The sequence below is a fragment of the Staphylococcus sp. GDX7P312P genome (assembly GCF_008385775.1).
Classification (GTDB): Bacteria; Bacillota; Bacilli; order Staphylococcales; family Staphylococcaceae; genus Staphylococcus; species Staphylococcus haemolyticus.
Window position 1 is genome coordinate 26,974 of the sequence record NZ_VUKI01000020.1, and the last position, 22,940, is coordinate 49,913.

Consider the following 22,940-nt stretch of genomic DNA (forward strand, 5'->3'; position numbering starts at 1 on the left):
GATACATTGTCGCTAGCCCTTCTTTGTTAGATATGAAGTAAGACATAATAGAATTTAAATCATCTTTTGAATTCAAGTTGAAACAGTGGGATGATTTATTAAAATGTATTATTTTAATGCAGAAAAAAAGAGCAATCCAATTTAACTTAATTAGCTGCTCTTATACTCTATATTTAATTTCTTAGTGAATGAAGTTGTAGCTTGAAACTACAGATGCAGGAATTGTTCTAGTATTAGTGTTATATGGTCCGTTAGCATAATTCATTTCTGAAATTAAGATACTACCATCAGCATTAACACGTTCAACATAAGCTACATGTCCATAATAGCCAGTAGTTGTTTGCATGATTGAACCTACAGTTGCGTTATGATCTACTGTATAACCATCTGCTGCTGCGTTACCTGCCCAATATTTTGCATCTGACCAATAAGTACTAATTGGTTTACCAGCTTGAGCACGTCGGTCGAATACGTACCATGTACATTGACCAGCAGTATATAGGTTTTGGTGACTAAATGTTGGACTAGAATAACCGCCACTTCCGCCTACATTATTGTTTGTACTAGGATTTGTTTTACTAGGTGTTGTAGTTGAACCATTAGGTATTTTTAATTTTTGATTTGGTGTAATTAAGTAACCTGATAAATTATTGGCTTTCATTAATGCATTGACAGTTACACCATTTTTACTAGCAATTGCATATAAAGAATCGCCAGCTTTTACAGTATATGTTGATGAAGAAGTTGTTGCATTTGAACTGGCATTGTTAGAGTTATTACTGTTGCCCCCAATAGTAATAACTTGACCAGGGAAAATCATATTGTTTGAAAGATTGTTGCTCTTCTTAATACTATCTACAGATGTATTATATTTACTAGCGATGCTCCAAAGCGACTCGCCGGATTTTACAGTATGTTGTGTTGATGCTTCAGCATTATGGTTTGATAATACTGCAACTGCTCCGGTTGCGACAGAAGCTGCGACTGCTAACTTTTTCAACTAAATGTCCTCCTTGAGAAAATTGATTTTATTTATAATTAATAAATTCCTAAACTATTAATTTATCTTATATATTCATTTACATATATCACGTATTCATACTATCAAAAAAAAGACACAATTTGGGCGTTGTTATTATCTTGTAATATTGTTAATATTTATCTCTTATTATGTAAAAGAGTCTAATCTATTGATATGATAGCGTTCATTAAATTTTTGACTGCACATTTTAGTAAAAAAATTAAGCGATTTGTAATATTTCTATTAGAAATAAAGATGAGGTGAGTGGAAAAATTTAAGCTCAAAATGGCTTAACAATAGGCTTTAAGGTTGTGTTAAATTTAATTGCAGTGCATATTTTGCGGTCTAGTATTAATAACTAATGTAAATGTAATTGTAGAAAACATATCATTCGTTAATCTTTTATTTTTTGAAAAGTAGTTAGAATGCGATACAATCATGTTGAAAAAGTGATATCTGATAAGGAGAGATTCATTGTATGTCTCAGTCGTATAACAATACACACCACATGAAGACAAAACATCGAGATAAAGATAGAACGCGTGATTACGCCAAGGTATGGCTATTTTTTATGTATTATTGGATTATATTTGGAATTGGATGTTACTTCGGACAATACTTACCTATGGAATGGAGACGTCCTTTATCTATAGCATTATTAGTACTTATTTTGGCAACATTATTTATTCAACGTGCGCGTAAGTATGGTTTGGTTATTTCGCATATTTACGCCATTATTGTAGGCCTTTTATCATACGCTACTTTTACAACTTATATGCAAAATTTAGGACCAGAGGTCTTCTATAAGAATGTCTTATTAGCAATTGGCGCATTTATAGTTTTCGGTATTTTAGGTTTTTTCATTATTAATGATGCTTCTAGTATTGGTAAATATTTATTTGTAACATTAATTGCATTAATTATTGCCGGATTGATTGGAATGTTCATTCATAATCCTATATATCATACTGCCATTACGGTTGTAGGTTTAATACTTTTTCTATTATATACATTGTATGATTTCAATCGTATGAAGCGGGGGAATTTTTCACCACGTGAAATGGGTTTTAATCTATTTATTAATTTGTTGAATATTATAAAAGATGTATTAAGACTTGCAAATCGCTTAAAAAATTAAATAAGAAAGAATATAATGAGAAACTATACCTTTGAGATGTCTACGTGTTGCATTCAATGATTTTATTTTGTTTAGTAATTGTATGATTGATCGTATTACTATATACATGATTGAATTTGAAGCAATAACGGGACATTTTTTTAACAAATTCATAACTTAAATTAATAATAACAAGAAATTAATTTATAAAAAATTGTATTTTTGATTTGTTTATCATGTTGTGGTAAATTTATATTTAATCACCATGATAGTGCTAAGAAACAAAAAGGAAATTAGTACAACATTTAGAAAGACTATCATGAATTAGAAAGAGGTTAATCAATGTCTAATACCAATATTCATATATTGACTAAGAATGAATACAAAATGACACGTTGCCAAGACGGTATTATTCTGTTGTTTCCGATAGAAGGTCAACTTAAACTTCAGCACTTTACTAAAACTGTTAACGTCGAAAATGACATTTACGTTATTAATAATACAGATATTTTTTCAATTCTAAAAAATAAAAAAACCATCATGCTTTATATCGCTAGTGATTGGTTTAGAGATCGCCATTTTGATTTCTTCAATTATAAATACTCAACTAATCTAGTTAAGTCCATTAACTCCATTAAACGCGTATTATTGCAACTTGCCCTAAACCATTTAAACGCAGACTCAGTTTCTGAAGATACTACATATATTACTTCTGTTGTTGATATTATTGGGAAAGAAGGCGCCATTGAGAAATCAATCGCAAATCATCAATATAACTTCTCTTTTTACGGTGAATTAAGCGAAATATTAGAATATATCAATCAAAATATTACTAAGAAATTAACGCTAACGGGTATAGCATCAAAATTATTTACTTCTAAATCTAATCTTTCGGCACAGTTTAATCAATTGCTAAATATGGGTTTCAAGACATATGTAGATACTTTAAAAATTGCAAATTCATTTGAATGGCTATTAACAACGGAATACACGATAAGTTTAATAAGCGAAAAAGTAGGATTTAGCAATGCTTCAAGTTATTCTAAAACATTTAAAAATTATGTTGGCATGACTCCCAACGAGTACCGATACTGTGATAGATATGAAAAATCTATTGATATGGATTATGAAATTATAAGCGAAGGAAATATTGACTACATTAAACAATTAATCAAGATTAAACAACAATATTATAACCAACACGATGATCATATAATCTACGCAGATTCAACAATTGGTTCTACTGTGAATCCGTATTATTTAGTGCTTCAAATTAATACTATAGAAGAAATAAGATTATTATTTTTTCAAGATTTTGCACGACCTTTGTATTACGAACACTCAACATTGAAGTTTTATCTAAATGTAGATATGCGTGATATTAAAGATCAAATGACAAAGTATGAGAGACAACGATTGTTTGAATACATCATTATTAATGAATTAAATGTAGTATTTAGACTGGAAGATTTAACGTTAACGGATTTTTTAGAGTCTAATTTTGAGGATGTAGCAAACTACTTCAGAGAACATCAACTTCCTACGAGTGGTAATCATAAATTAGGTCTTGTATTTGATTTAGATGAAGTAAATTTGAAATCCATTTATCGAATTATTTTAAAAATACAGCATAAAACGCAACAATTTTCTTTTGGGTTAGAAATAAGTAAGCTACTAAACGACCCTGTATTGTTTAAAACATTAGAATCACAAATCAAACGCATTAATTTTGAATTTTTATATATTGATAATGCACAACTAAAAATGCCTTACCTAATTGAACAGAATGAACATTTACTGGTGAAAAATATATTACGATACCAAAATATTAGACAAATATTAAAGCAATTTGATCTAGAAGATCAGAAAATAATATTTTTAAATTTTGAAAACCACAAATTTTTAAATAGTAAATATAATGATTTGAATAATAGTGCACCTTTACTAATTGAGACATTTGTGAGAACAGCGTCATATTTTAACGGAATTGGCTTTAACTTCAAGCATAGTGGTAATCTGTTTAATGCACTTCACATATTCGATGAAAGCGGGTTTAAGTCGATATTAGGAGCAATTTTAGAGCAACTCATTGAAATTAGTATGAAACCCAAATTATTTAATGAAAATTACATCTTAATTGACGATGAAGACCAATATACTGTTCTAATTTACGATTGGCGTGTTTTAGAAAGTGAATCATTGCAAGTCAATTATGATCAGACAGATATATTTATTGATTTTGCAGATGATGTATTAAAAGATACCTATTTAGTTCAAATTCAACTCATCGATGACTATAACGGTAATATTAATCATCTTATTTCTCAGCGTATTAGAAAAAAACATAAATGGTCAAAACGATTTTTAAGAAAACTAGATTATTTAATCCATCCAACATTTCAAATGATAGAACATAACTTTAATAATGCACCTCTTCAAATTAAACTTAATTACAATGCGTTGTATATCGTTAAAATTTTAAAAAAATAAAATCTACTCAATTGTGTTTTGCGCAACTATATTTAACATTGTTAGTAAATTCGACAAAAATTTCTAAACAAAGTTATAGGACATACCTAAAAATATAAAGGATAATAGTAATTAAGTTGTCTGCTTATATTTGGAGGTGCAAAAATCATTGAATAATGACAAATTAAATAGATTACTAGAATTCTATAAACAATATAAAGCATTGTCAGAGTACATAGATAAACAATATAAGTTGACATTAAATGATTTGGCTTTGCTCAAACTTGCTCATGAACATATTGCTAAAGATCAAATGTTAATGCAAAAATTTCTGAAAATAGCAATTAGTGAGTTAGAGTTAAGTAGAACTAAATTATTAGTCTCAATTCGACGACTTATAGAAAAAGAAAGACTAAGTAAGGTTCGATCAACTGAAGATGAGAGAAAAATTTTTATCTATATGGATGAGAAGAATGTTAAAAAATTCGATGCTTTATTCAATGATGTTGAAGAATTCTTAGATATTTAATTTAATATGTTGAACGAGAATACTGACAAAGACATTCTGTCAGTATTTTTTTATGCTTATTTTTACTTCGTACAATGCGTTTATTTCCTTTTTAGACAATGCTTTATTAATGCTATATAATAAGGATTATTGAGTATGAAAGTGAGATGACATTATGGGACGTAAATGGAATAATATTAAAGAGAAAAAGGCCCAAAAAGATAAAAATACAAGTAGAATATATGCGAAATTTGGTAAAGAAATATATGTAGCAGCCAAATCTGGTGAACCAGATCCTGAATCTAACCAAGCATTAAGATTAGTACTTGAAAGAGCGAAGACGTATTCAGTACCTAATCATATTATTGATAGAGCAATTGACAAAGCTAAAGGTGCTGGTGATGAAAATTATGACCACCTACGTTACGAAGGCTTTGGACCAAGTGGTTCAATGCTTATCGTAGATGCATTAACTAATAATGTAAACCGTACGGCTTCAGATGTGAGAGCTGCTTTCGGTAAAAATGGCGGAAATATGGGTGTATCAGGTTCTGTAGCTTACATGTTTGATCACACGGCTACTTTCGGCATTGAAGGTAAATCAGCTGATGACATTTTAGAGGCATTAATGGAACAAGATGTTGATGTTAGAGATGTAATTGAAGATGGAGATCTTACAATCGTTTATGCCGAACCAGACCAATTTGCTCATGTACAAGATGCATTACGCCAAACAGGTGTACAAGAATTTAAAGTTGCTGAGTTTGAAATGTTACCTCAAACTGATATTGAATTATCAGAGGATGACCAAGCAACATTTGAGAAATTAATTGATGCACTCGAAGACCTTGAAGATGTTCAAAATGTTTTCCATAATGTGGATTTAAAATAATGAAGAAAAATGCAGATTATTGGATTAAACAACTTGATCTAACACCTCATCCAGAAGGTGGCTATTATAAAGAAACAATTCGAGAAACAACAAATGAGGCACAACGTGCACCATTCAGTAGTATATACTTCTTGTTAAATACTGGTGATATTTCTCATTTTCATCGTATCGATGCGGATGAAGTATGGTATTATCATGCAGGTGAATCTTTGACCATTCATATGATTACACCTCAGGGGAACTATCAATCAGTACAATTAGGTGCTTCAATTGAAAATGGCGACGTATTGCAGTATTTAGTGCCTAAAGGTACTATTTTTGCATCGAGTTTAACAGACAGAGAAGGCTATAGTTTGGTTGGATGTATGTGCCAACCAGCATTTGATTTTAATCATTTTGAATTATTCACACAAGATGAGTTGTACAGTATGTATCCTCAACACGAGGCAATTATTAAACAGTATGCCTTATTAAACAGAGACTAATAGACTTAAAAACACAAAGTTAGATTCATCTAACTTTGTGTTTTTTTAGAATTCAATAAGGTACTAATTAGCGCTGCCTAATAACTCATTAGATAGCTCTACGACATATTTTAATTTAGTCCATTGTTCTTCTTCTGTGAGCTGATTACCTTCTTCAGTTGAAGCGAATCCACATTGAGGACTCAAACATATTTGATCTAGAGAGATGTATTGTTGTGCCTCTTTAATACGTTGTTTAATTAATTCTTTATCTTCAAGTTCGGGTGTCTTAGAAGTAATTAAACCTAGTACGGCATAAGCATCCTTATCAAAATAGCGTAAAGGCTCAAAGTCGCCAGAACGCTCATCATCATATTCTAAGAAAAATCCATGCAGGTGCTCTTTAAATAAATACGGAGCAATCGCTTCGTAACCACCTGAAATTGCCCATGTTGATTGATAATTACCACGACAAATGTGTGTAGTTAAAATTAAATCTTTTGGAAGACCTTCGACAGCATCATTTATTACCTTATATGCTAATTCACGAGCTTGAACTTTTTCTTCATCTGTACGTTGACGTCCTCGAACTTTATGTGTACCGTCAGTCAGACCAGCCCAATATACATCGTCTATTTGTATGTATCTTGCACCTAAATCATAAAAATGTTGCAATGATTGGCGATAAGCTTCAGAAATATCATGAGCAAAGTCTTCAATATTTGGATAAATATCTTCATTCAATATGTTAGGGTGGAATAATTGGTTTGGACTCGGAATTGATACTTTTGCGGTAGCGCGTCCATTAACTCTGTCGTATAAGAACTTGAAATGGTCAAAATGGGGGTGATTAGGATTATATCTAACTTTTTCAACTACTCTTACATTATGGGCACGCGTTTCTATCCCTTCAAATTCTAGCCCGTGATCAGGAGTGTAACCTTCGACACCATCTAGATTTTCTAAGAAATCAAAGTGCCACCAACTTCTTCGAAATTCACCATCAGTAATACTATGTAAACCTATTTCTAATTGCTTCTCTATTATACGGTCGATTTCCTCATCTTCTATTTGTTTTAACTCTGCACCACTGATTTCATTTTGATTATATTTAGCGCGAGCGTCCTTTAATCTTTGAGGTCGTAACAAACTTCCAACATGGTCTGCTTTAAAAGGTCTGTAAGTCAATAGCAGTTCCTCTTTTATCAATTTATTTAGAATTTTCAGATAATATAAACATAAACTATCAAATACGAGTATTTTTGTCAATTTTCCCTAAAAATTAATTAGTTGTAGTAAAATAAAATTGAAAATTTTTATATGTTTATGTGCGTAATTCAATTAAAAACGACCAAAGATGACATCAATTAGTTAGTTTAATATAATAATGACAAGGAGTTGGTGGCTTTATGAAAATTAAATATATAGATAAACGTCACTGGCGTCGCCTATTAGAACGTGATTACATAGAAGTTAAGGTAAATAATAATAGATTTAAGGGTATTATTGGCTTGGTCACGATGAAGAAGGTTCGTGAACCTTTAGAGGTGACGGTAGTAGGCCAGAATATAATTGTTGCTGATGACAATTATCAATGGTTGCAAATTTTGCCGGAAAAGAAACGATATAGTATTACTGCAATGTTTGATGATAAAGGAAATCCATTGGAGTATTACTTCGATATCAATATTAAGAATATTACTCAAAAGGGCAATGCTAGAACACTCGATTTATTCTTGGATGTGCTTGTGTTACCATCAACTGGAGAATATGAGCTCGTTGATGAAAATGATTTGAAATTAGCATTAAAAAATGAACAAATCACTAAAAAGCAATATCATGAAGCTTATATGATTGCGCATCAATTGATGATTGAAATCAATGAAAATTTTGATGATGTTAATAATCGAATTATGTATTGCTATAACAAGATGGTTGGTAAGTTGAAAAAGCCAAATTATAATAAGACGTATAAAAAACATATTCAACATCATAAGCCACATGTAAATAAAGGGAAATGATGGAACTCTAAGCCTTTAATATTAGGAGCGAAGCGGAACGATAAGTAAATGTGAAGCATTGTTTATATAGTTTTCGTTTCGGTCTTAAATTTTTTGTTGCTCATAGCCATGTTCATGAATAAACATTAGTAGGGGGAAGCTATGAAAATAGAAGACTATCGATTATTAATTACATTAGATGAAACCAAGACGTTACGTAAAGCAGCAGAAATATTATATATTTCTCAACCAGCTGTAACACAACGACTTAAAGCAATAGAGCATTCATTTGGTGTAGACATATTTATCCGTACAAAGAAACAATTAATCACTACCACTGAGGGTGCTATGATTATTGAGCATGCTCGTGACATGTTAAAACGAGAGCGTGTATTTTTTGATAAAATGCAAGCACATATTGGAGAAGTGAATGGTACCATTTCAATCGGCTGTTCATCATTGATTGGTCAAACGTTATTACCAGAAGTATTAAGTTTATATAATTCACAATTTCCAAATGTTGAGATACAAGTTCAAGTAGGTTCTACAGAACAAATTAAAGCAAATCATAGAGACTATCATGTGATGATAACTCGAGGAAATAAAGTAATGAACTTGACTAATACACACCTCTTTGACGATGATCATTATTTTATCTACCCAAAAGAAAGAAAGAGCGAGGTTTCTAAATTACCTTTCATAGAGTTTCAAGCTGATCCTATCTATATTAATCAAATTAAAGAATGGTATAATGAGAATCTTGGACAAGACTATCACGCAACGATAACAGTGGATCAAGTTGCTACATGCAAAGAAATGTTAGTAAGTGGTGTAGGGGTTACGATTCTTCCGGAAATCATGATGAGAAATATAGATAAAAATATGTTTGAATTTGAAAAGGTAAACATCGACAATCAACCACTTATTCGCTCAACGTTTATGAGTTATGACAGTAGCATGTTACAACTCCCTCAAGTTGAGTCATTTGTTACTTTGATGCTTAACTTTATTCGCTAATCATTGAAACACGTGTAATTAAAAAAAGAATAGAGGTAGAAAAATGTTTGCAGCATTGTTGCATATAAAAAACTACAAATTATTCGTTGTGAATATGATGCTTTTAGGTATGGGGATTGCCATCACAGTACCTTACTTCGTCTTATTCGCGACTAAAGAGCTAGGGATGACAACTAACCAATTCGGTATTCTACTTGCCCTAGCAGCAGTGAGTCAATTTACAGTTAATTCTATTGTCGCTCGCTTTTCAGATACGCATAGCATTAATAGAAAAGTACTCATCATTAGTGCACTTATGATGGGGGCTATTAGTTTCTCGATTTATTTTTATATTCATAATATTTGGTTGTTTATTATTGTATACGCTATTTTTCAAGGGTTATTCGCTCCAGCAATGCCACAATTATATGCATCTGCACGTGAATCCATTAACGTTTCATCTTCAAGAAATAATGCTAAATTTGCCAATACTGTTTTACGTTCTATGTTTTCTTTTGGTTTCTTATTTGGTCCGTTAATCGGAGCGTATTTAATTCAATTTATGGGATATGCTGGACTTTTTGGTGGCACCGTCTTTATTTTATTATTCACACTTGTTTTACAAATCTTCTTCTATAAAGATTTAAATTTATCAGCAAAAGAGCAAGTTGGTGGTACAGCCAATATTGAGAAGACTGCGCCTAATATGATTAAAGATAAAACACTATTTATTCCATTTATAGCATTTATTTTATTACATATAGGTCAATGGATGTACACAATGAATATGCCGCTATTTGTCACAGATTATCTTAAGGAGCAAGAGGGATATGTAGGAACGCTAGCAAGTTTATGTGCCGGCTTAGAAGTTCCCTTCATGGTTATATTAGGTATGTTATCTGCTAAGTTAGCTACTCGAACGTTGTTAATCATAGGTGCTATTAGTGGTGGTGCCTTCTATTTTAGTATTGGTGTTTTTGAAAATATCTATGCTATGATGATCGGACAAATCTTCTTAGCACTATTTTTAGCTATCTTACTCGGATTAGGTATTAGCTATTTCCAAGATATTTTACCTGATTTCCCAGGTTATGCTTCAACATTATTTGCGAATGCAATGGTGATTGGTCAGTTGTTAGGAAATTTATTAGGTGGTGCAATGAGCCATTGGGTTGGATTGGAGAATGTTTTCTTCGTTTCAGCAACATCTATTTTCATAGGAATGATATTGATATTCTTTACGAAAGATCAAAAATATACGGAAGCGGATGTGAAAGTTAAGTAATGGAAGTTGTTTTATGGATATTAATACTATTATCATTTGTTTTAGCATTTGTAGGTTTAATTAAACCTATTATTCCATCTGTACTTGTGTTATGGGTAGGATTCTTAATTTATCAATTTGGATTCTCTCAAGATGGGTTATCATGGATATTTTATGTAGCTATGATTTTGTTCACTGTATTTATTTTAGTATCTGACTTTTTAATGAATAAATACTTTGTAAATCGCTTTGGCGGTTCTAAATTGGGTGAGTATGCAGCGTTAATAGGTGTGATTGTTGGATGCTTCGTCCTTCCACCGTTCGGTATTATCATCGTACCTTTTATAGCAGTGCTCATTGTAGAATTAGTGCAAGATTTTGATTTTGGAAAGGCACTTAAAGCAAGCATTGGATCTGTAGTAGCATTTTTAGCGAGTTCGGTTGCACAAGCGTTAATTATGTTCATTATGGTCATTTGGTTCTTTATAGATGTGTTTTTAGTAGGATAATTAAAAAAAGGTTAAGTCATTTATATCAAAGTGGCTTTGAGTTTTCAATTCGTCTTTTGAGGACATCATTGCACACGTATGATACAGATGCTTAACCTTTTTATTTTTTATAAAATGCTACTTTACAAGTCTTAGTTCATTGTGACAACGTACTATAAAATAGTATTTGAATCCTTGTTAACAAAATGATGTTGTATATAAAAAGCGATTGGCGTAATGATGGCTGAAATTACAATAAATGACCAATTACTAATAAGAATGTAAGGACCAAAAGCTAAAAATGATTGCGGAATAAAAAAGACATAAAATAGAGCGACTAACAGTAAAGCGATAATAGTGTAATTAAATAACCACACCCAATGTGAATTATTGAAACTTTGAAGTTGAACCGTCTTAAATATGACTAATATAAACATAAAGATAATAAATAAACCTGCTATGACACTAATCGGAAATGTATACAAGTAAACTTCATTATTATCTCCACCAATAAAAAAGCCAATAAAGCCTTTAAAGAAACAAAAAATACCAATTAAAAAAATAAAATTCCTAAAAATATACTTAAATATATTTTGAAACGTTTCATTAGGCAATGATTTAATTTCTTTTTTAGCATGTGCTTTTGGATTATGTTCGAAAAACTCTAATGCTAACGTACCTTCATTCTCAGCTTCTAATAATCTTTTTAATATACGACTTAGCATTACCTCACTGTCATGCGGATTGACGCGTAAATCAGCGCGGATGTATGTCATATAATTTTCAAAGATTTCTCTATCTGTATTATTTAGGCGCAATGATTTTACATTATTTTCACGTGCTAATTTCGCAGTGGATTTCATTGACTAAGCTCCTTAACGTCTAAACTTATTTTATTTTTAAAAATAATAGATTATTATATGTTAAATATGGATAATCATACCATAGATAAATATAGAATATAATGTATAACATAAAGGAAGTCATTATGCGAAAACTAACTGTTAAAGATATGGAATGGATTGAATCCATCGCAAAGATACAAGAATATTATATTGAAAAGCGAGAAATACATTACAACGCGACACATCTATCAATTGGATTACGTCAAGATATGATTATTCAACGATTAAAGCACAGTAATGATATAATTTTAATTGAATTGAGCGAAGACACACAGCGCTTAATTTCGTTTATTTGGGGTCATTTTGAGGCAGTTCAAGAAAAAGTGATCACTGAGATGATATACACTGACCCTCATTTTCGAGGACTGGGTCATGCTAAGCGTCTAAAGATTGCTTTAGAAAATTGGGCGATTGAAATGGGTGCTAAATCAATTGAAGGTATGGTTGATGCTACAAATGATGCAATGATTGAGTTCAATAAAGCGAATGGTTATGCGATAAGTCATGTAAAAATGCGTAAAGACCTAAGGTAAACAAATGAATAGGTTCTTAATTCATGTTAAAATAATATTACTCATTCGTAATAAAGGAGAAAAGCATGAAAAAATGGTTGATACTTCTACTTTCTGCGACACTTATGTTGTCTGCTTGCGGTAAAAGTGATGAAAGAGCATCATTAGAGAAAGATGTTAAAGAACTACAAAAAGAAAATGATGATTTTAAAAATCAAAAGAAAGATTTAGAAAAGCAAAAAGAGAAACTTAACGACCAACGTGAAAAGCTTCAAAAAGAAGTGGATGATTCAGTTGCGACAGAATCAGCTAAAGATGATTCAGAAAGCGATGAAAGTGATAGTAGTGACTCAAATCAATCATCAGATAGTGATACATACAAACAGTCTAAGAGCCAAAGTACCACTGAAAATAGAACGTCAAGTAACGAAACGAATACTTCTAAGACAAATGGTGGTAGTGATTCACAGCAATCTAACCAATCTAGTAATACTCAAGAAGGTCAATCGAATAGCGGTGAAAATGCTACAAGTGAACAAAGTAGCTCAGACGATACATCATCAAGTAGTCGTTAATAAAATTACTTAAATAATGAAGGCAATTTAGCCGGCCTCATACGTCAAGTTTGACATGTACGGATGTAGGGTAAACTAAATTTAAATCATTTACAATTCACATTTAAATCATTTTATAAATTAAGCTTAACTACATAATACAACGTTTAATCATAAACTATAACATTGGAGAGATGACATATGCATGAACAAGATTTTCACATTTTAGAAGGGCGCGAAATCACATTACCTGAATTAGGACGTGAAATTGAAAATATTACTGGACGTACAATTGTTGATTCTACTGGTGAAATCAAACGTGTGGTTGCACACTTACCAAACTTTGAATCTGATACCGACACATTTGTAGCTACATTTAAACTTAACCATCGTAATGACTTTGTAGATGCGACTTTTGTTGCACCTAAAAATCAACGTGATCGTTTAAAAGAAATTCCAGTACACATTGAACTCGTTAGTTATATATCTAGAGGTTAATTAGTTACTCAATCAAATTTAAAGACGGATAAAGTGTGCTATGGTCTATATCCATATCGCACTTTTTTACTCATGTATTTCTTTAAAATGGGGTGTTGAAAATGGCTACATATATAGAAACAGAAAGACTTAAATTACGAGACTGGAAGCAAGAAGATTTATTGCCATTTCAAAAGATGAATGCTAATCCTCAAGTGCGACGCTATTTTCCAAGTTTATTAAGTTATCGACGTTCTGAATTAGATATGAAAAAAATGGATGACATTATTAAAGAAAACGGTATAGGCTTATTTGCAGTTGAACTTAAAGAAACTGGCGAATGGCTTGGTTTTATTGGGGTTAATTATATACCTCAAGATAGCCAATACCCATTTGAGGAATTACCACTATATGAAATTGGATGGCGTCTTATTCCAGAAGTATGGGGTAACGGACTTGCCACTGAAGGTGCAACAGCTGTGTTAGCATTTGCCAAAGAAAAGGGGATTGAAGCTATTTATAGCTTTACTGCAGAAAATAATTTGCCTTCTAGAAAAGTAATGGAAAAAATTGGCATGACATTATATGACCATTTTGAATTACCAGAGTTAAGCAAATATCATATGTTAAAAAGACAAGTACGTTATTATAAACAATTATCAATATAAAATTAAAAGCGACATGAGATTGGATGGTTATATTATGTGATAAATAATCACTTTTATAAATATAATAGTCCAAAATATGTCGCTTTATAATTAATCGTATGTACGTATACCTAGGGGTTTAAAATTAAGTAACCCATTAATTAAATCTTCTTTAGAATTATATAAAGGTGCTAAATGTTTATATTTTTCATCAATAAATCCTTCTTCAATCATACTATTTATAAGTTGTTGAAGTGGATTGAAGAAACCATTTAAATTATAAACGGCAATTGGTTTTTCATGAATGCCAATTTGCGCCCAACTATAAGTCTCGAAAAATTCCTCAAGAGATCCAGCGCCACCAGGGGCCATTACAAAAGCATCTGCAAGTTCCGCCATTTTTTGTTTGCGTTCATGCATTGAATCTACAAGAATAAGTTCGCTCACTTTTTGACTAGTGATTTCTTTTTCATCTAACATCTTAGGCATTACACCAATAGCATGTCCACCGTGATCTAATACACCATCTTGAATTGCACCCATAATACCTACAGAACCTGCACCAAAAACTAATTCATAGCCTTGCTCAGCCATATATTTACCAAGTTCGTATGCTTCTTTAACATAAATGGGGTCTTTACCTTTACTAGCACCGCAATATACTGCAATTCGCTTCATTATTCTTCCTCCTATAGTTGTTTGATAACAGATTTAAATGCACGCTCAAATTGTTTTTTATCTTCTTTTGAAAAAGGGGGAGGCCCTTTATGACGACCGCCTTGCTTTCTTATCTGTGCATTATTATAACGTTGTTGTAATAACATATCTATATTACTTGAACGATACAAATGCCCTTTATGATGCATTACAATCTTAACTTTAGATAGTAATAAACTGGCAAGTCCATAATCTTGAGTTATTACAATGTCTTCTGGTTTAGCTAGCTTTACAATTTTATAGTCAACAGCATCAGGTCCATCATCAATATAAATTGTTTCAACGTGACTTGGGAGCACTTTATTTGAGTAATGGCTAAAGCTGCGTAAAATGGTAACAAAAATGCCTGTCCCAGTAGTTAATTCAATTACTGAATCAACTACTGGACAAGCATCTCCATCAATGATTACACGTGTCATAAAGCGTTACGCCTTATTGTTATCTTCATTTTTATTTTGTGTAACAACACTTTCAGCTTCATGATCTTTGAACTTTTTCATTTCTTTGATGCGTGCTTTTTCTTCTTGCTTTTGTAATTTCTCTTCTTCTTTATGACGTTTATCAATATTTTTTTGGAGCTTTTTATCTAGCTTATTAACGTCTTTTTTATTATCTTTCTCGAGTTTTTCGCCTTTTTTCTCTGTCTCATCATCAAGTTTACCAGGAGTTAAACCAACTTTTTCTTGATATTTTTGAGTTTTCTTCATGTCTTTAATGCGTTGTTTTTCGTTCTTTTCACGCTCTTTTTCTTCTTCTTTATGACGTTGTTCGATATTTTTTTGAAGTTTTTTATTCATTTTGTCAGCTTCTTTATAGTTTTTCTTAGCTAACTTTTCGCCCTTTTTCTGAATGTATTCAGGATCATTTTCTTTTGCAATTTTCTTTAATTCACGTTTGTTGTCGAATTCTTGTTTTTTATCTCCTAAATACTCTTTTGCACCTGTTGCTTTATTCGCAATCGCTTGACCTGCATTTGACGTTGCATGAGTTGCTTTTTGTACCTCAGGATGAGATTTAATACGCTTACGTTCTACTACTAGTGGCACAATAATGATTGGTAAAACATTAATCGCCGTTTTAATGATTTTCTTTTTGTCCATACTCGTTGCCTCCATTAGATTTACTATTTATCTTCATTACCCTATGATACATCATACTAAACGAAGGAACTAGCTAGAACCCTTATATTAACTTGAGTAAAACTAGGTAGGTTAAGAGAGTGTCTTAGTCAGCTAATTGACTAAAAAAATCGCCAAAGATTAAATCTTTGACGATGTTATGTGGCGTAAAGCCATTATTAGATTGATTTATAATTAACCTGAAATGCCTTGTCCAATTCCAAAGCCGAAGTAAAGAATGGCTATAATTATTACCAATACGATTCGATAAATTGCAAATGGTACTAACTTCACTTTATTAATTAAGTGTAAGAATGTTTTGATTGCAATCAAGCCAACAATAAAGGCAGCCAAGAATCCAATTAAGTAAAATGGAATATGTGCAAGTTCAATATATTGATAGTTTTTAACTAATGATAGTGCACTTGCAGCTAGCATAATAGGTACAGCCATAATGAAGGTAAAGTCAGAAGCAGACTTATGATCTAACTTCATCAAGACGCCTGTTGAAATCGTAGAGCCAGATCTACTGAAACCAGGCCACATTGCTACCGCTTGAGAGATACCAATTACGAATGCTTGAACATAATTGATTTGGTCAACTGACTTAGGATTTTGAACTTTTTTACTATATTTGTCTGCAATAATCATATAAATTGCACCTAAGAATAAACCAATCATTACAGTAGGAACACTAAATAAATGCGCTTCAATAAAATCGTCGAATAACACACCTAATATACCAGCTGGAATCATACCAACTAATACGTGTAGTAAATTTAATCGACGTGGTTTAGAACGAAATTCTTCATTTATTGAAGTGTTTCTATACTTGCCAATATGTAACATTTCGAAATAACGCTCACGGAATACCCATGCCGCAGCAAAAACAGAACCTAATTGAATTACAACTTTAAATGTAAAAGCTGAATGAGGACCTAGAAATTCAGTCGATTTTAACCACATATCATCCACTAGAATCATATGACCTGTAGATGAAACTGGAGCAAATTCAGTTAAACCTTCGACAATACCTAAGATAAGGCCCTTGATAAACTCGATAATAATCATAAGTAACCTCTTTCTTTTATTAAAAATTTAAAATATTGTTGTCTTTAAATATATTGTTGTCAAAATTCACTTTTCTATAATATCATAACGCATCAAATCAACGCTAATAATAATGAGATAACTAATAATTAATTTTATATACAATATATCGCAGTACCTTTACTAATTTACTGATATAACTAACTTACCGCAACGGACTTAAGGTTGAGATGTTATGTTCATTATATTGTCACTGTTTTTTAAAAGATATTAAATGATAAACAATTGAGAACCTTTTATAATAATAAATTAGGTGAAGATAAAGTGAAAAAACTAATGAATTTAGTATTTAAATATAAAGTATTTCCATTATCTATGGGAATTGTAAGTATGTTCTTAGCAATAACAGTAGTGGTTCAGAATATAAGTATTGCGAGTTTTTTAGATCAAGTGCTTTACAATCATTTGAGTTCTGTAAATTCATTATTGATTATCATCTTAATCGTTTTAATCCTTAGAGCAACATTGAATATGATTAACTTAAGATTAGGTGATATGTTAGCTGGCAAAGTTAAACATCAATTGCGTCGAGAAGTTGTTTTGAAAGAATCAACTATTGCTACAGGAACGCAAATTAATATTTTAACAGAGACAATAGACGGACTATCCCCGTTTTTTAAAAATTATTTGCCACAGGTCTTTAAATCTATGATGATCCCTTTAATGATTATCATAGCAATGTGTTTTATTCATTTAAATACTGCATTAATAATGATAGTTACAGCACCGTTTATTCCACTTTTTTATATCATTTTTGGACTTAAAACACGTGATGAATCAAAAGATCAAATGACGTATCTAAATCAGTTTAGCCAACGTTTTCTTAATGTGTCTAAGGGACTGATTACACTTAAACTTTTTAGACAGACAGCCCACACGAAAAAACAAGTATACGAAGATAGTACACAATTTCGAGATTTAACGATGCGCATATTAAAGAGTGCATTTTTATCGAGTTTGATGCTCGAATTCATAAGTATGCTTGGTATTGGATTGGTTGCTTTAGAAGCAGCATTAAGTCTTGTCGTTTTTCATAATATTGATTTTAAAACAGCAGCTATTGCAATTATATTAGCTCCTGAATTTTATAATGCTATTAAAGATTTAGGACAAGCTTTCCACACGGGTAAACAAAGTGAGGGTGCTAGTGATGTAGTTTTTGAATTTTTAGATTCTGAAAACACACCGCTTACTAATCAAGAAATAGTAAAAGAGCAACAAGAATCACTTATTAAGATGCGCAACGTCAATTATCAGTATCCTAATAGTCCCTCTTATGCCATTCGTGATATATCGCTCAAGATAGATAAGGGTGAAAATGTAGCGATTGTTGGACCAAGTGGTGCAGGTAAAACGACTTTAGCCAAATTACTTACTCAAATAGTACGTCCGACGAGTGGGCATGTGTTCTTTAACAAATGTGTTAATCAAATTGGAATGCTAAGTCAAAATCCTTATATTTTTTCAGCATCAATTAAAGACAACATAGCAATGTTTAAAAAAGTTGATGACGACCAAATTCTTCATGTGTTAGAGATGGTTGGACTAAAAGAAAAGGTAATGTCTCTAAAAAATGGTATTCATAGCAGAATAGGTGAAGGTGGAGAAATGCTATCAGGCGGACAAATGCGTCGTATTGAGTTATCAAGGGTGTTATTAATGAATCCTGATATTGTTGTTTTTGATGAACCTACCACTGGCCTGGATTTAGAGACTGAAACTGTTATTCAACAAGTCATCGCACAACATTTTGAAGGGGTAACGATGATTATGATTGCCCATCGCGATTCAACGATTCGTCAAGCAACGCGACGATTATTTATAAAAGATGGTTACTTAGTTGAAGATGATCAAACGATTTCTGTAAGACTTGAAAAAGGTGGTGACTTAGTGTGAAACCACAAATTCGATTTCGACCTGACAAAGATTTAATATTAGCAATATTGACGGGTGTTATTGGGAGTGTCGTTGCATTAGCAATGTTCTTCTTAAGTGGTTACATGGTAACTCAAAGTGCTTTAGGCGCACCTTTATATGCATTAATGGTGTTAGTTGTATCGGTTAAGTTGTTCGGGTTTATACGTGCGATTGCAAGATACGGGGAGCGTTTACTATCTCACAAAACGACATTTACAATGTTACGAGATGTTCGGGTTCAATTTTTAGAAAAATTAATCCCTAGAGTACCTAATTTATATCGTCAATATTCATCCGCTGATTTATTGACTAAAATGATAAGCAAAGTAGAAGCTTTACAAAACATCTATTTAAGAGTCTATTATCCACCGGTTGTCATTGGTTTCACAGCAATTATTGCAGCAGTAACGTTGGTATATTTTAGTGTTATGCATGCTATAGTTATCATTATAAGTATGTTGTGTTCACTTTGGCTTGTACCGTGGTTGAGTGCTAAACGTGTAGGCAAATTAAAGCAACAAGTTGCACAACAGCAACAAACTACGATTACCCAATTTTACGATTACAAAGAAGGCTATGCTGAGTTAGATCGTTTTAACAATGTAGAAGCCTATCGTGAAGATTTAATGAATGCATTAGAATCGTATGACAAAATGCAATCGAAAGAAACGCGATTTTTAACTTTATATGATTATATGCTAAATATAATCGCAATGATCGCTATATTTGCTACCTTAGCATTAGGATTTATTCAAGTTAAAGAAGGGCAATTAAATGTTGTGTATTTAACGAGTATTGTTTTGATGATGTTAACTTTATTCGAACAAACAGTGCCTATGAGTAACTTTGCATATTACAAAGCAGATACTGATGAAGCGTTAAATAGTTTAAATGATGTTCTATCATATCCAGTAAATCAATCTAAGCAATCATTGGTAACAAAACAGAGTAACGTATACAATATTAGGAATGTATCATTTAGTTACGAACATCAAGAAATACCAACGTTATCCAATATTAATTTAACTGTTGGAAAAGGGGAAAAAGTAGCGATTGTTGGACCATCTGGTTCAGGGAAAAGTACATTATTACAAATTATGAGTGGTTTGTACGATATCGATAAAGGACAAGTTTCTCTCGATGGTCAGAACATATCACAACTAGATGAAGACATTCGCTTTGAAAAGCTTAATGTTCTTTTACAATCACAACAATTATTTGATGGTACATTACGTTACAATATGTTCTCTAGTAAAAATGATGATGTCATTCAACGTGTCTTAACGAGCCTCAATTTAGGCTATCTAGATCTAGAAAAAACAATCACTTTAGATGGAAACACATTATCAGGTGGTGAGGTGCAACGTATTGCATTAGGGCGACTTTTTCTAAAAGGTTCCTCAATATGGTTATTAGATGAACCAACGACTGCATTAGATGAGGATAATACTAAACAAGTGATGCAATTGATTGATGAACAAGTTGAAACATTGGTTATTGCAACGCATGATTTAAAATTACTGCCATATTTCGACAAGATAGTTGTTCTTATTGATGGACAGATTAAAGAACAAGGGAGTTATGATGAACTAAGTCATGGTAACCATTATTTAAGTCGTTTATTAAAAATGAATTAGACAATGTTTAAATATACGCATACGTTGTCTTAAAACGAAAAACCTGAGGTATCTGTTATAGATAACTCAGGCTTTTCGTTATTGATAAATATATAGTAATTTGATTCGAAACGAATAACTTTAATTGGCTTAGTATTAGCATGTCATTTTACTTTGACTCGGTAAAAGCATCGATGACTTTCCCTAATAGACGATTGAGTTCATGTACTTCATCATTACTTAAAGAAGAAGCATTCGCGACTTTTTGAGATGCATCGCTTAATTCAGGTTTGATTTTTTCGCTTTTCTCAGTAAGATGAATAAATACTTCACGTTGATCAACTTCAGAACGTTCGCGTTTGATGAGGTCAACTTGTTCCATTCTTTTTAATAAAGGTGATACAGTACCAGTATCTAAAGCTAGTTCTGTAACTACCTTTTTAACATTTACAGGAGATTCATCCCATAAAATACTTAGCACTAAAAATTGTGGGTACGTAAGATTGTACTTTTTAAAGACTTTATTTGAATAGTAGCGATTAACTTGTCTTTGTGCATTGTACAAACTAAAGCAGAGTTGCTCTTTCAAATTATGTTGTTCAGACATTAAAGTTCTCCTCCAGACATTCTATCCGTCTCTCTATGTTTCGGATTAAATTTCGTCTATGTTGTATAAAATATAACTTGCAACACACTTCGTCTCAATGCCATGCTAAAATTAAAGTATGTTTAAATTCTAGAAGATATTTCTATTTTAATCAAGTGTAATCTAAAATAAATACATATATTATCATATTCATATTAATTTTAAAAAGAAAAGAGATTTTAAAATGATAAATAATAAAAATGAAAAAATATCAATTACAATCGTAAATGGCTTTTTAGGAAGTGGTAAAACTACATTTCTAAAACATTATATAGAGCAATTATTAAAAAAAGATGAGAAAATAACAATTATAATGAATGAATTTGGATCATTTGACGTTGATAGTTTATTACTTGGAAATGATGTTTCCATTCATTCATTAATTAATGGCTGCGTATGCTGTGATTTAAATAACGATTTAGTTAACCAATTGAAACAGTTGATTGATCAAGCAGATACGAGTCATATTCTCATAGAAGCAACTGGTTTAGCGCATCCTCTTGAGATTTATTCGGCTTGCCAAGACCCTACAATAATAAAAAATGTTCATGAACCAACAATTATTGGTATTGTAGATGCACAAAGATTCACTAAAAAAGAAGTCTATAGTCCTTCAACAACTCAGTTATTAGAAGAACAATTACGTTATAGTGATACGATAATACTAAATAAAACTGATTTAATAGGTGAAGAAGCACTTAACGACGTTAAAGAAAATTTAAATAAACTCAATCCACAAGCGCCTATAATTATTACCACTTATAGTCAATTTAATGATGACCAAATCAACGGTAAAGTGATTCAACATAATGAAATTAAGCATAAACATACACATCATCATGGGATTCAGTCGATGCAGTATACATTTACAGCAGCAATAGACCGTCAGTTATTTTATCAATTTATTATGCGTTTGCCAGATAGTGTACTTCGCTTAAAAGGATTTGTGAAGTTTAGAGATCTACCAGAAGTAACATATGAATTTCAATATGCAATGGGCTTACCTGATTATGGCATTATCGATAAAGACGTACCGATGACTATCGTTATCATTGGAGAGTCATTGGATACAGATAGATTACGTAATCAACTTGATATGATTCAATTCACATAATATCGTTTTGTCACAGTTATGACATAGGCGTTTACTTTTTTATGTTTTATAATAAAAATAGGAGGGTTTGACCATGAATAACGAAGATAAACGTACGAAGCAAATTCGTTTTGAATTTAGATGTATTACGATTCCTTATACAGTTTTTGCTATTATCGTACTACTGTTTAATATATTTTATACCAATATTAAAGTGACAATGGCTTTATTCGGACTCTTTTTTGCATACAATTTAGGTATTTTATTCATAGCTTTTATTAATCGCTTCAAACGAACACTCATTTTATCTTTAATTTTGACTGTTTTGAGTGCGGCTACATTCTTTACGCTATTATATGTGTTTGGCTTGAATCGTGAAATTTTTGGTTAAATAACTTTATAAAGAATG

At 31.6% G+C, this 22,940-nt stretch carries 25 protein-coding genes; 17 read left to right on the forward strand and 8 right to left on the reverse strand.

Going from position 1 to position 22,940, the window contains the following annotated elements:
* Positions 1 to 181: 181 nt before the first annotated feature.
* Positions 182 to 1,000, reverse strand: a complete 819-nt coding sequence (locus tag F1592_RS05685; RefSeq protein WP_053017209.1) for a LysM peptidoglycan-binding domain-containing protein — start codon at positions 998 to 1,000, stop codon at positions 182 to 184.
* 499 nt (positions 1,001 to 1,499) lie between these two features.
* On the opposite strand from F1592_RS05685, the gene F1592_RS05690 reads away from it, so the two are divergent.
* The 5 genes from F1592_RS05690 (at position 1,500) to F1592_RS05710 (ending at position 6,492) form a co-directional block, all read left to right on the forward strand.
* Complete coding sequence (locus F1592_RS05690) at positions 1,500 to 2,159, forward strand: Bax inhibitor-1/YccA family protein (RefSeq protein ID WP_053017210.1); 660 nt, start codon at positions 1,500 to 1,502, stop codon at positions 2,157 to 2,159.
* Positions 2,160 to 2,480: 321 nt separating this feature from the next.
* A complete protein-coding gene (locus tag F1592_RS05695; protein ID WP_149809656.1) occupies positions 2,481 to 4,628 on the forward strand; it encodes a helix-turn-helix transcriptional regulator in 2,148 nt (715 codons plus the stop codon).
* A gap of 148 nt (positions 4,629 to 4,776) precedes the next feature.
* The gene (locus F1592_RS05700; protein WP_053017212.1) at positions 4,777 to 5,136 is read left to right on the forward strand and encodes a transcriptional regulator, SarA/Rot family; all 360 of its coding nucleotides are present in this window, start codon (positions 4,777 to 4,779) and stop codon (positions 5,134 to 5,136) included.
* Between the two features lie 154 nt (positions 5,137 to 5,290).
* Positions 5,291 to 6,007, forward strand: coding sequence for a YebC/PmpR family DNA-binding transcriptional regulator (locus F1592_RS05705; RefSeq protein WP_053017213.1), 717 nt, complete (start codon positions 5,291 to 5,293; stop codon positions 6,005 to 6,007).
* Complete coding sequence (locus F1592_RS05710) at positions 6,007 to 6,492, forward strand: cupin domain-containing protein (protein ID WP_053017214.1); 486 nt, start codon at positions 6,007 to 6,009, stop codon at positions 6,490 to 6,492. The genes F1592_RS05705 and F1592_RS05710 overlap by 1 nt, the downstream gene beginning before the upstream one ends.
* Positions 6,493 to 6,555: 63 nt before the next feature.
* On the opposite strand, the gene F1592_RS05715 is transcribed toward F1592_RS05710, so the two are convergent.
* Positions 6,556 to 7,659, reverse strand: a complete 1,104-nt coding sequence (locus F1592_RS05715; protein WP_053017215.1) for a 5-methyltetrahydropteroyltriglutamate--homocysteine S-methyltransferase — start codon at positions 7,657 to 7,659, stop codon at positions 6,556 to 6,558.
* A gap of 221 nt (positions 7,660 to 7,880) precedes the next feature.
* Between F1592_RS05715 and F1592_RS05720 the strand changes: the two genes are divergently transcribed.
* The 4 genes from F1592_RS05720 (at position 7,881) to F1592_RS05735 (ending at position 11,240) form a co-directional block, all read left to right on the forward strand.
* Positions 7,881 to 8,492, forward strand: coding sequence for a ribonuclease FAU-1 family protein (locus F1592_RS05720; RefSeq protein ID WP_016930913.1), 612 nt, complete (start codon positions 7,881 to 7,883; stop codon positions 8,490 to 8,492).
* 141 nt (positions 8,493 to 8,633) lie between these two features.
* Entirely contained in the window at positions 8,634 to 9,488 is an 855-nt protein-coding gene (locus F1592_RS05725) for a LysR family transcriptional regulator (protein WP_037536488.1), read from the forward strand.
* A 43-nt stretch (positions 9,489 to 9,531) separates the two neighbouring features.
* On the forward strand, positions 9,532 to 10,752 hold the full coding sequence (locus tag F1592_RS05730) for an MFS transporter (RefSeq protein WP_053017216.1): 1,221 nt from the start codon (positions 9,532 to 9,534) through the stop codon (positions 10,750 to 10,752).
* On the forward strand, positions 10,752 to 11,240 hold the full coding sequence (locus F1592_RS05735) for a DUF456 domain-containing protein (RefSeq protein WP_037536484.1): 489 nt from the start codon (positions 10,752 to 10,754) through the stop codon (positions 11,238 to 11,240). The genes F1592_RS05730 and F1592_RS05735 overlap by 1 nt, the downstream gene beginning before the upstream one ends.
* A 152-nt stretch (positions 11,241 to 11,392) precedes the next feature.
* On the opposite strand, the gene F1592_RS05740 is transcribed toward F1592_RS05735, so the two are convergent.
* A complete protein-coding gene (locus tag F1592_RS05740) occupies positions 11,393 to 12,082 on the reverse strand; it encodes a DUF1129 family protein (RefSeq protein WP_053017217.1) in 690 nt (229 codons plus the stop codon).
* Positions 12,083 to 12,207: 125 nt separating this feature from the next.
* Here F1592_RS05740 and F1592_RS05745 point away from each other — a divergent pair, with 125 nt between their 5' ends.
* From F1592_RS05745 to F1592_RS05760, 4 genes are all read left to right on the forward strand, one after another.
* Positions 12,208 to 12,657 carry a GNAT family N-acetyltransferase gene (locus F1592_RS05745; RefSeq protein ID WP_053041162.1) on the forward strand — a complete coding sequence of 150 codons (450 nt, stop codon included), beginning with the start codon at positions 12,208 to 12,210 and terminating at the stop codon, positions 12,655 to 12,657.
* Between the two features lie 65 nt (positions 12,658 to 12,722).
* Positions 12,723 to 13,211: an SA0632 family lipoprotein gene (locus tag F1592_RS05750; protein WP_149809655.1), complete on the forward strand. Its 489-nt coding sequence runs from the start codon at positions 12,723 to 12,725 to the stop codon at positions 13,209 to 13,211.
* Positions 13,212 to 13,391: 180 nt separating this feature from the next.
* On the forward strand, positions 13,392 to 13,688 hold the full coding sequence (locus F1592_RS05755) for a hypothetical protein (protein WP_037536478.1): 297 nt from the start codon (positions 13,392 to 13,394) through the stop codon (positions 13,686 to 13,688).
* Between the two features lie 101 nt (positions 13,689 to 13,789).
* A complete protein-coding gene (locus F1592_RS05760; RefSeq protein ID WP_037548391.1) occupies positions 13,790 to 14,335 on the forward strand; it encodes a GNAT family N-acetyltransferase in 546 nt (181 codons plus the stop codon).
* 90 nt (positions 14,336 to 14,425) lie between these two features.
* Here F1592_RS05760 and F1592_RS05765 read toward each other — a convergent pair whose 3' ends face one another.
* From F1592_RS05765 to F1592_RS05780, 4 genes are all read right to left on the reverse strand, one after another.
* Positions 14,426 to 14,992 (reverse strand): LOG family protein, encoded by a 567-nt coding sequence (locus tag F1592_RS05765; protein WP_011276473.1) that lies wholly within the window; start codon positions 14,990 to 14,992, stop codon positions 14,426 to 14,428.
* A gap of 11 nt (positions 14,993 to 15,003) precedes the next feature.
* Positions 15,004 to 15,450: a YaiI/YqxD family protein gene (locus tag F1592_RS05770; protein WP_037536472.1), complete on the reverse strand. Its 447-nt coding sequence runs from the start codon at positions 15,448 to 15,450 to the stop codon at positions 15,004 to 15,006.
* 6 nt (positions 15,451 to 15,456) lie between these two features.
* Positions 15,457 to 16,131: a hypothetical protein gene (locus F1592_RS05775; RefSeq protein ID WP_011276471.1), complete on the reverse strand. Its 675-nt coding sequence runs from the start codon at positions 16,129 to 16,131 to the stop codon at positions 15,457 to 15,459.
* A 213-nt stretch (positions 16,132 to 16,344) separates the two neighbouring features.
* The gene (locus tag F1592_RS05780) at positions 16,345 to 17,220 is read right to left on the reverse strand and encodes an undecaprenyl-diphosphate phosphatase (RefSeq protein WP_037536471.1); all 876 of its coding nucleotides are present in this window, start codon (positions 17,218 to 17,220) and stop codon (positions 16,345 to 16,347) included.
* A 303-nt stretch (positions 17,221 to 17,523) separates the two neighbouring features.
* Here F1592_RS05780 and F1592_RS05785 point away from each other — a divergent pair, with 303 nt between their 5' ends.
* Together F1592_RS05785 and F1592_RS05790 are read left to right on the forward strand one after the other, a co-directional pair.
* Positions 17,524 to 19,155 carry an ABC transporter ATP-binding protein/permease gene (locus F1592_RS05785; protein ID WP_107610046.1) on the forward strand — a complete coding sequence of 544 codons (1,632 nt, stop codon included), beginning with the start codon at positions 17,524 to 17,526 and terminating at the stop codon, positions 19,153 to 19,155.
* Positions 19,152 to 20,813 (forward strand): amino acid ABC transporter ATP-binding/permease protein, encoded by a 1,662-nt coding sequence (locus F1592_RS05790; RefSeq protein WP_053017221.1) that lies wholly within the window; start codon positions 19,152 to 19,154, stop codon positions 20,811 to 20,813. The genes F1592_RS05785 and F1592_RS05790 overlap by 4 nt, the downstream gene beginning before the upstream one ends.
* A 148-nt stretch (positions 20,814 to 20,961) precedes the next feature.
* On the opposite strand, the gene mgrA is transcribed toward F1592_RS05790, so the two are convergent.
* Entirely contained in the window at positions 20,962 to 21,399 is a 438-nt protein-coding gene (gene mgrA, locus F1592_RS05795; RefSeq protein ID WP_037536464.1) for a global transcriptional regulator MgrA, read from the reverse strand.
* A gap of 223 nt (positions 21,400 to 21,622) precedes the next feature.
* Between mgrA and F1592_RS05800 the strand changes: the two genes are divergently transcribed.
* Both F1592_RS05800 and F1592_RS05805 read left to right on the forward strand, forming a co-directional pair.
* Positions 21,623 to 22,552, forward strand: coding sequence for a CobW family GTP-binding protein (locus tag F1592_RS05800; protein WP_037536462.1), 930 nt, complete (start codon positions 21,623 to 21,625; stop codon positions 22,550 to 22,552).
* A 73-nt stretch (positions 22,553 to 22,625) separates the two neighbouring features.
* Positions 22,626 to 22,922: a hypothetical protein gene (locus F1592_RS05805; RefSeq protein ID WP_037536459.1), complete on the forward strand. Its 297-nt coding sequence runs from the start codon at positions 22,626 to 22,628 to the stop codon at positions 22,920 to 22,922.
* Positions 22,923 to 22,940 lie beyond the last annotated feature (18 nt).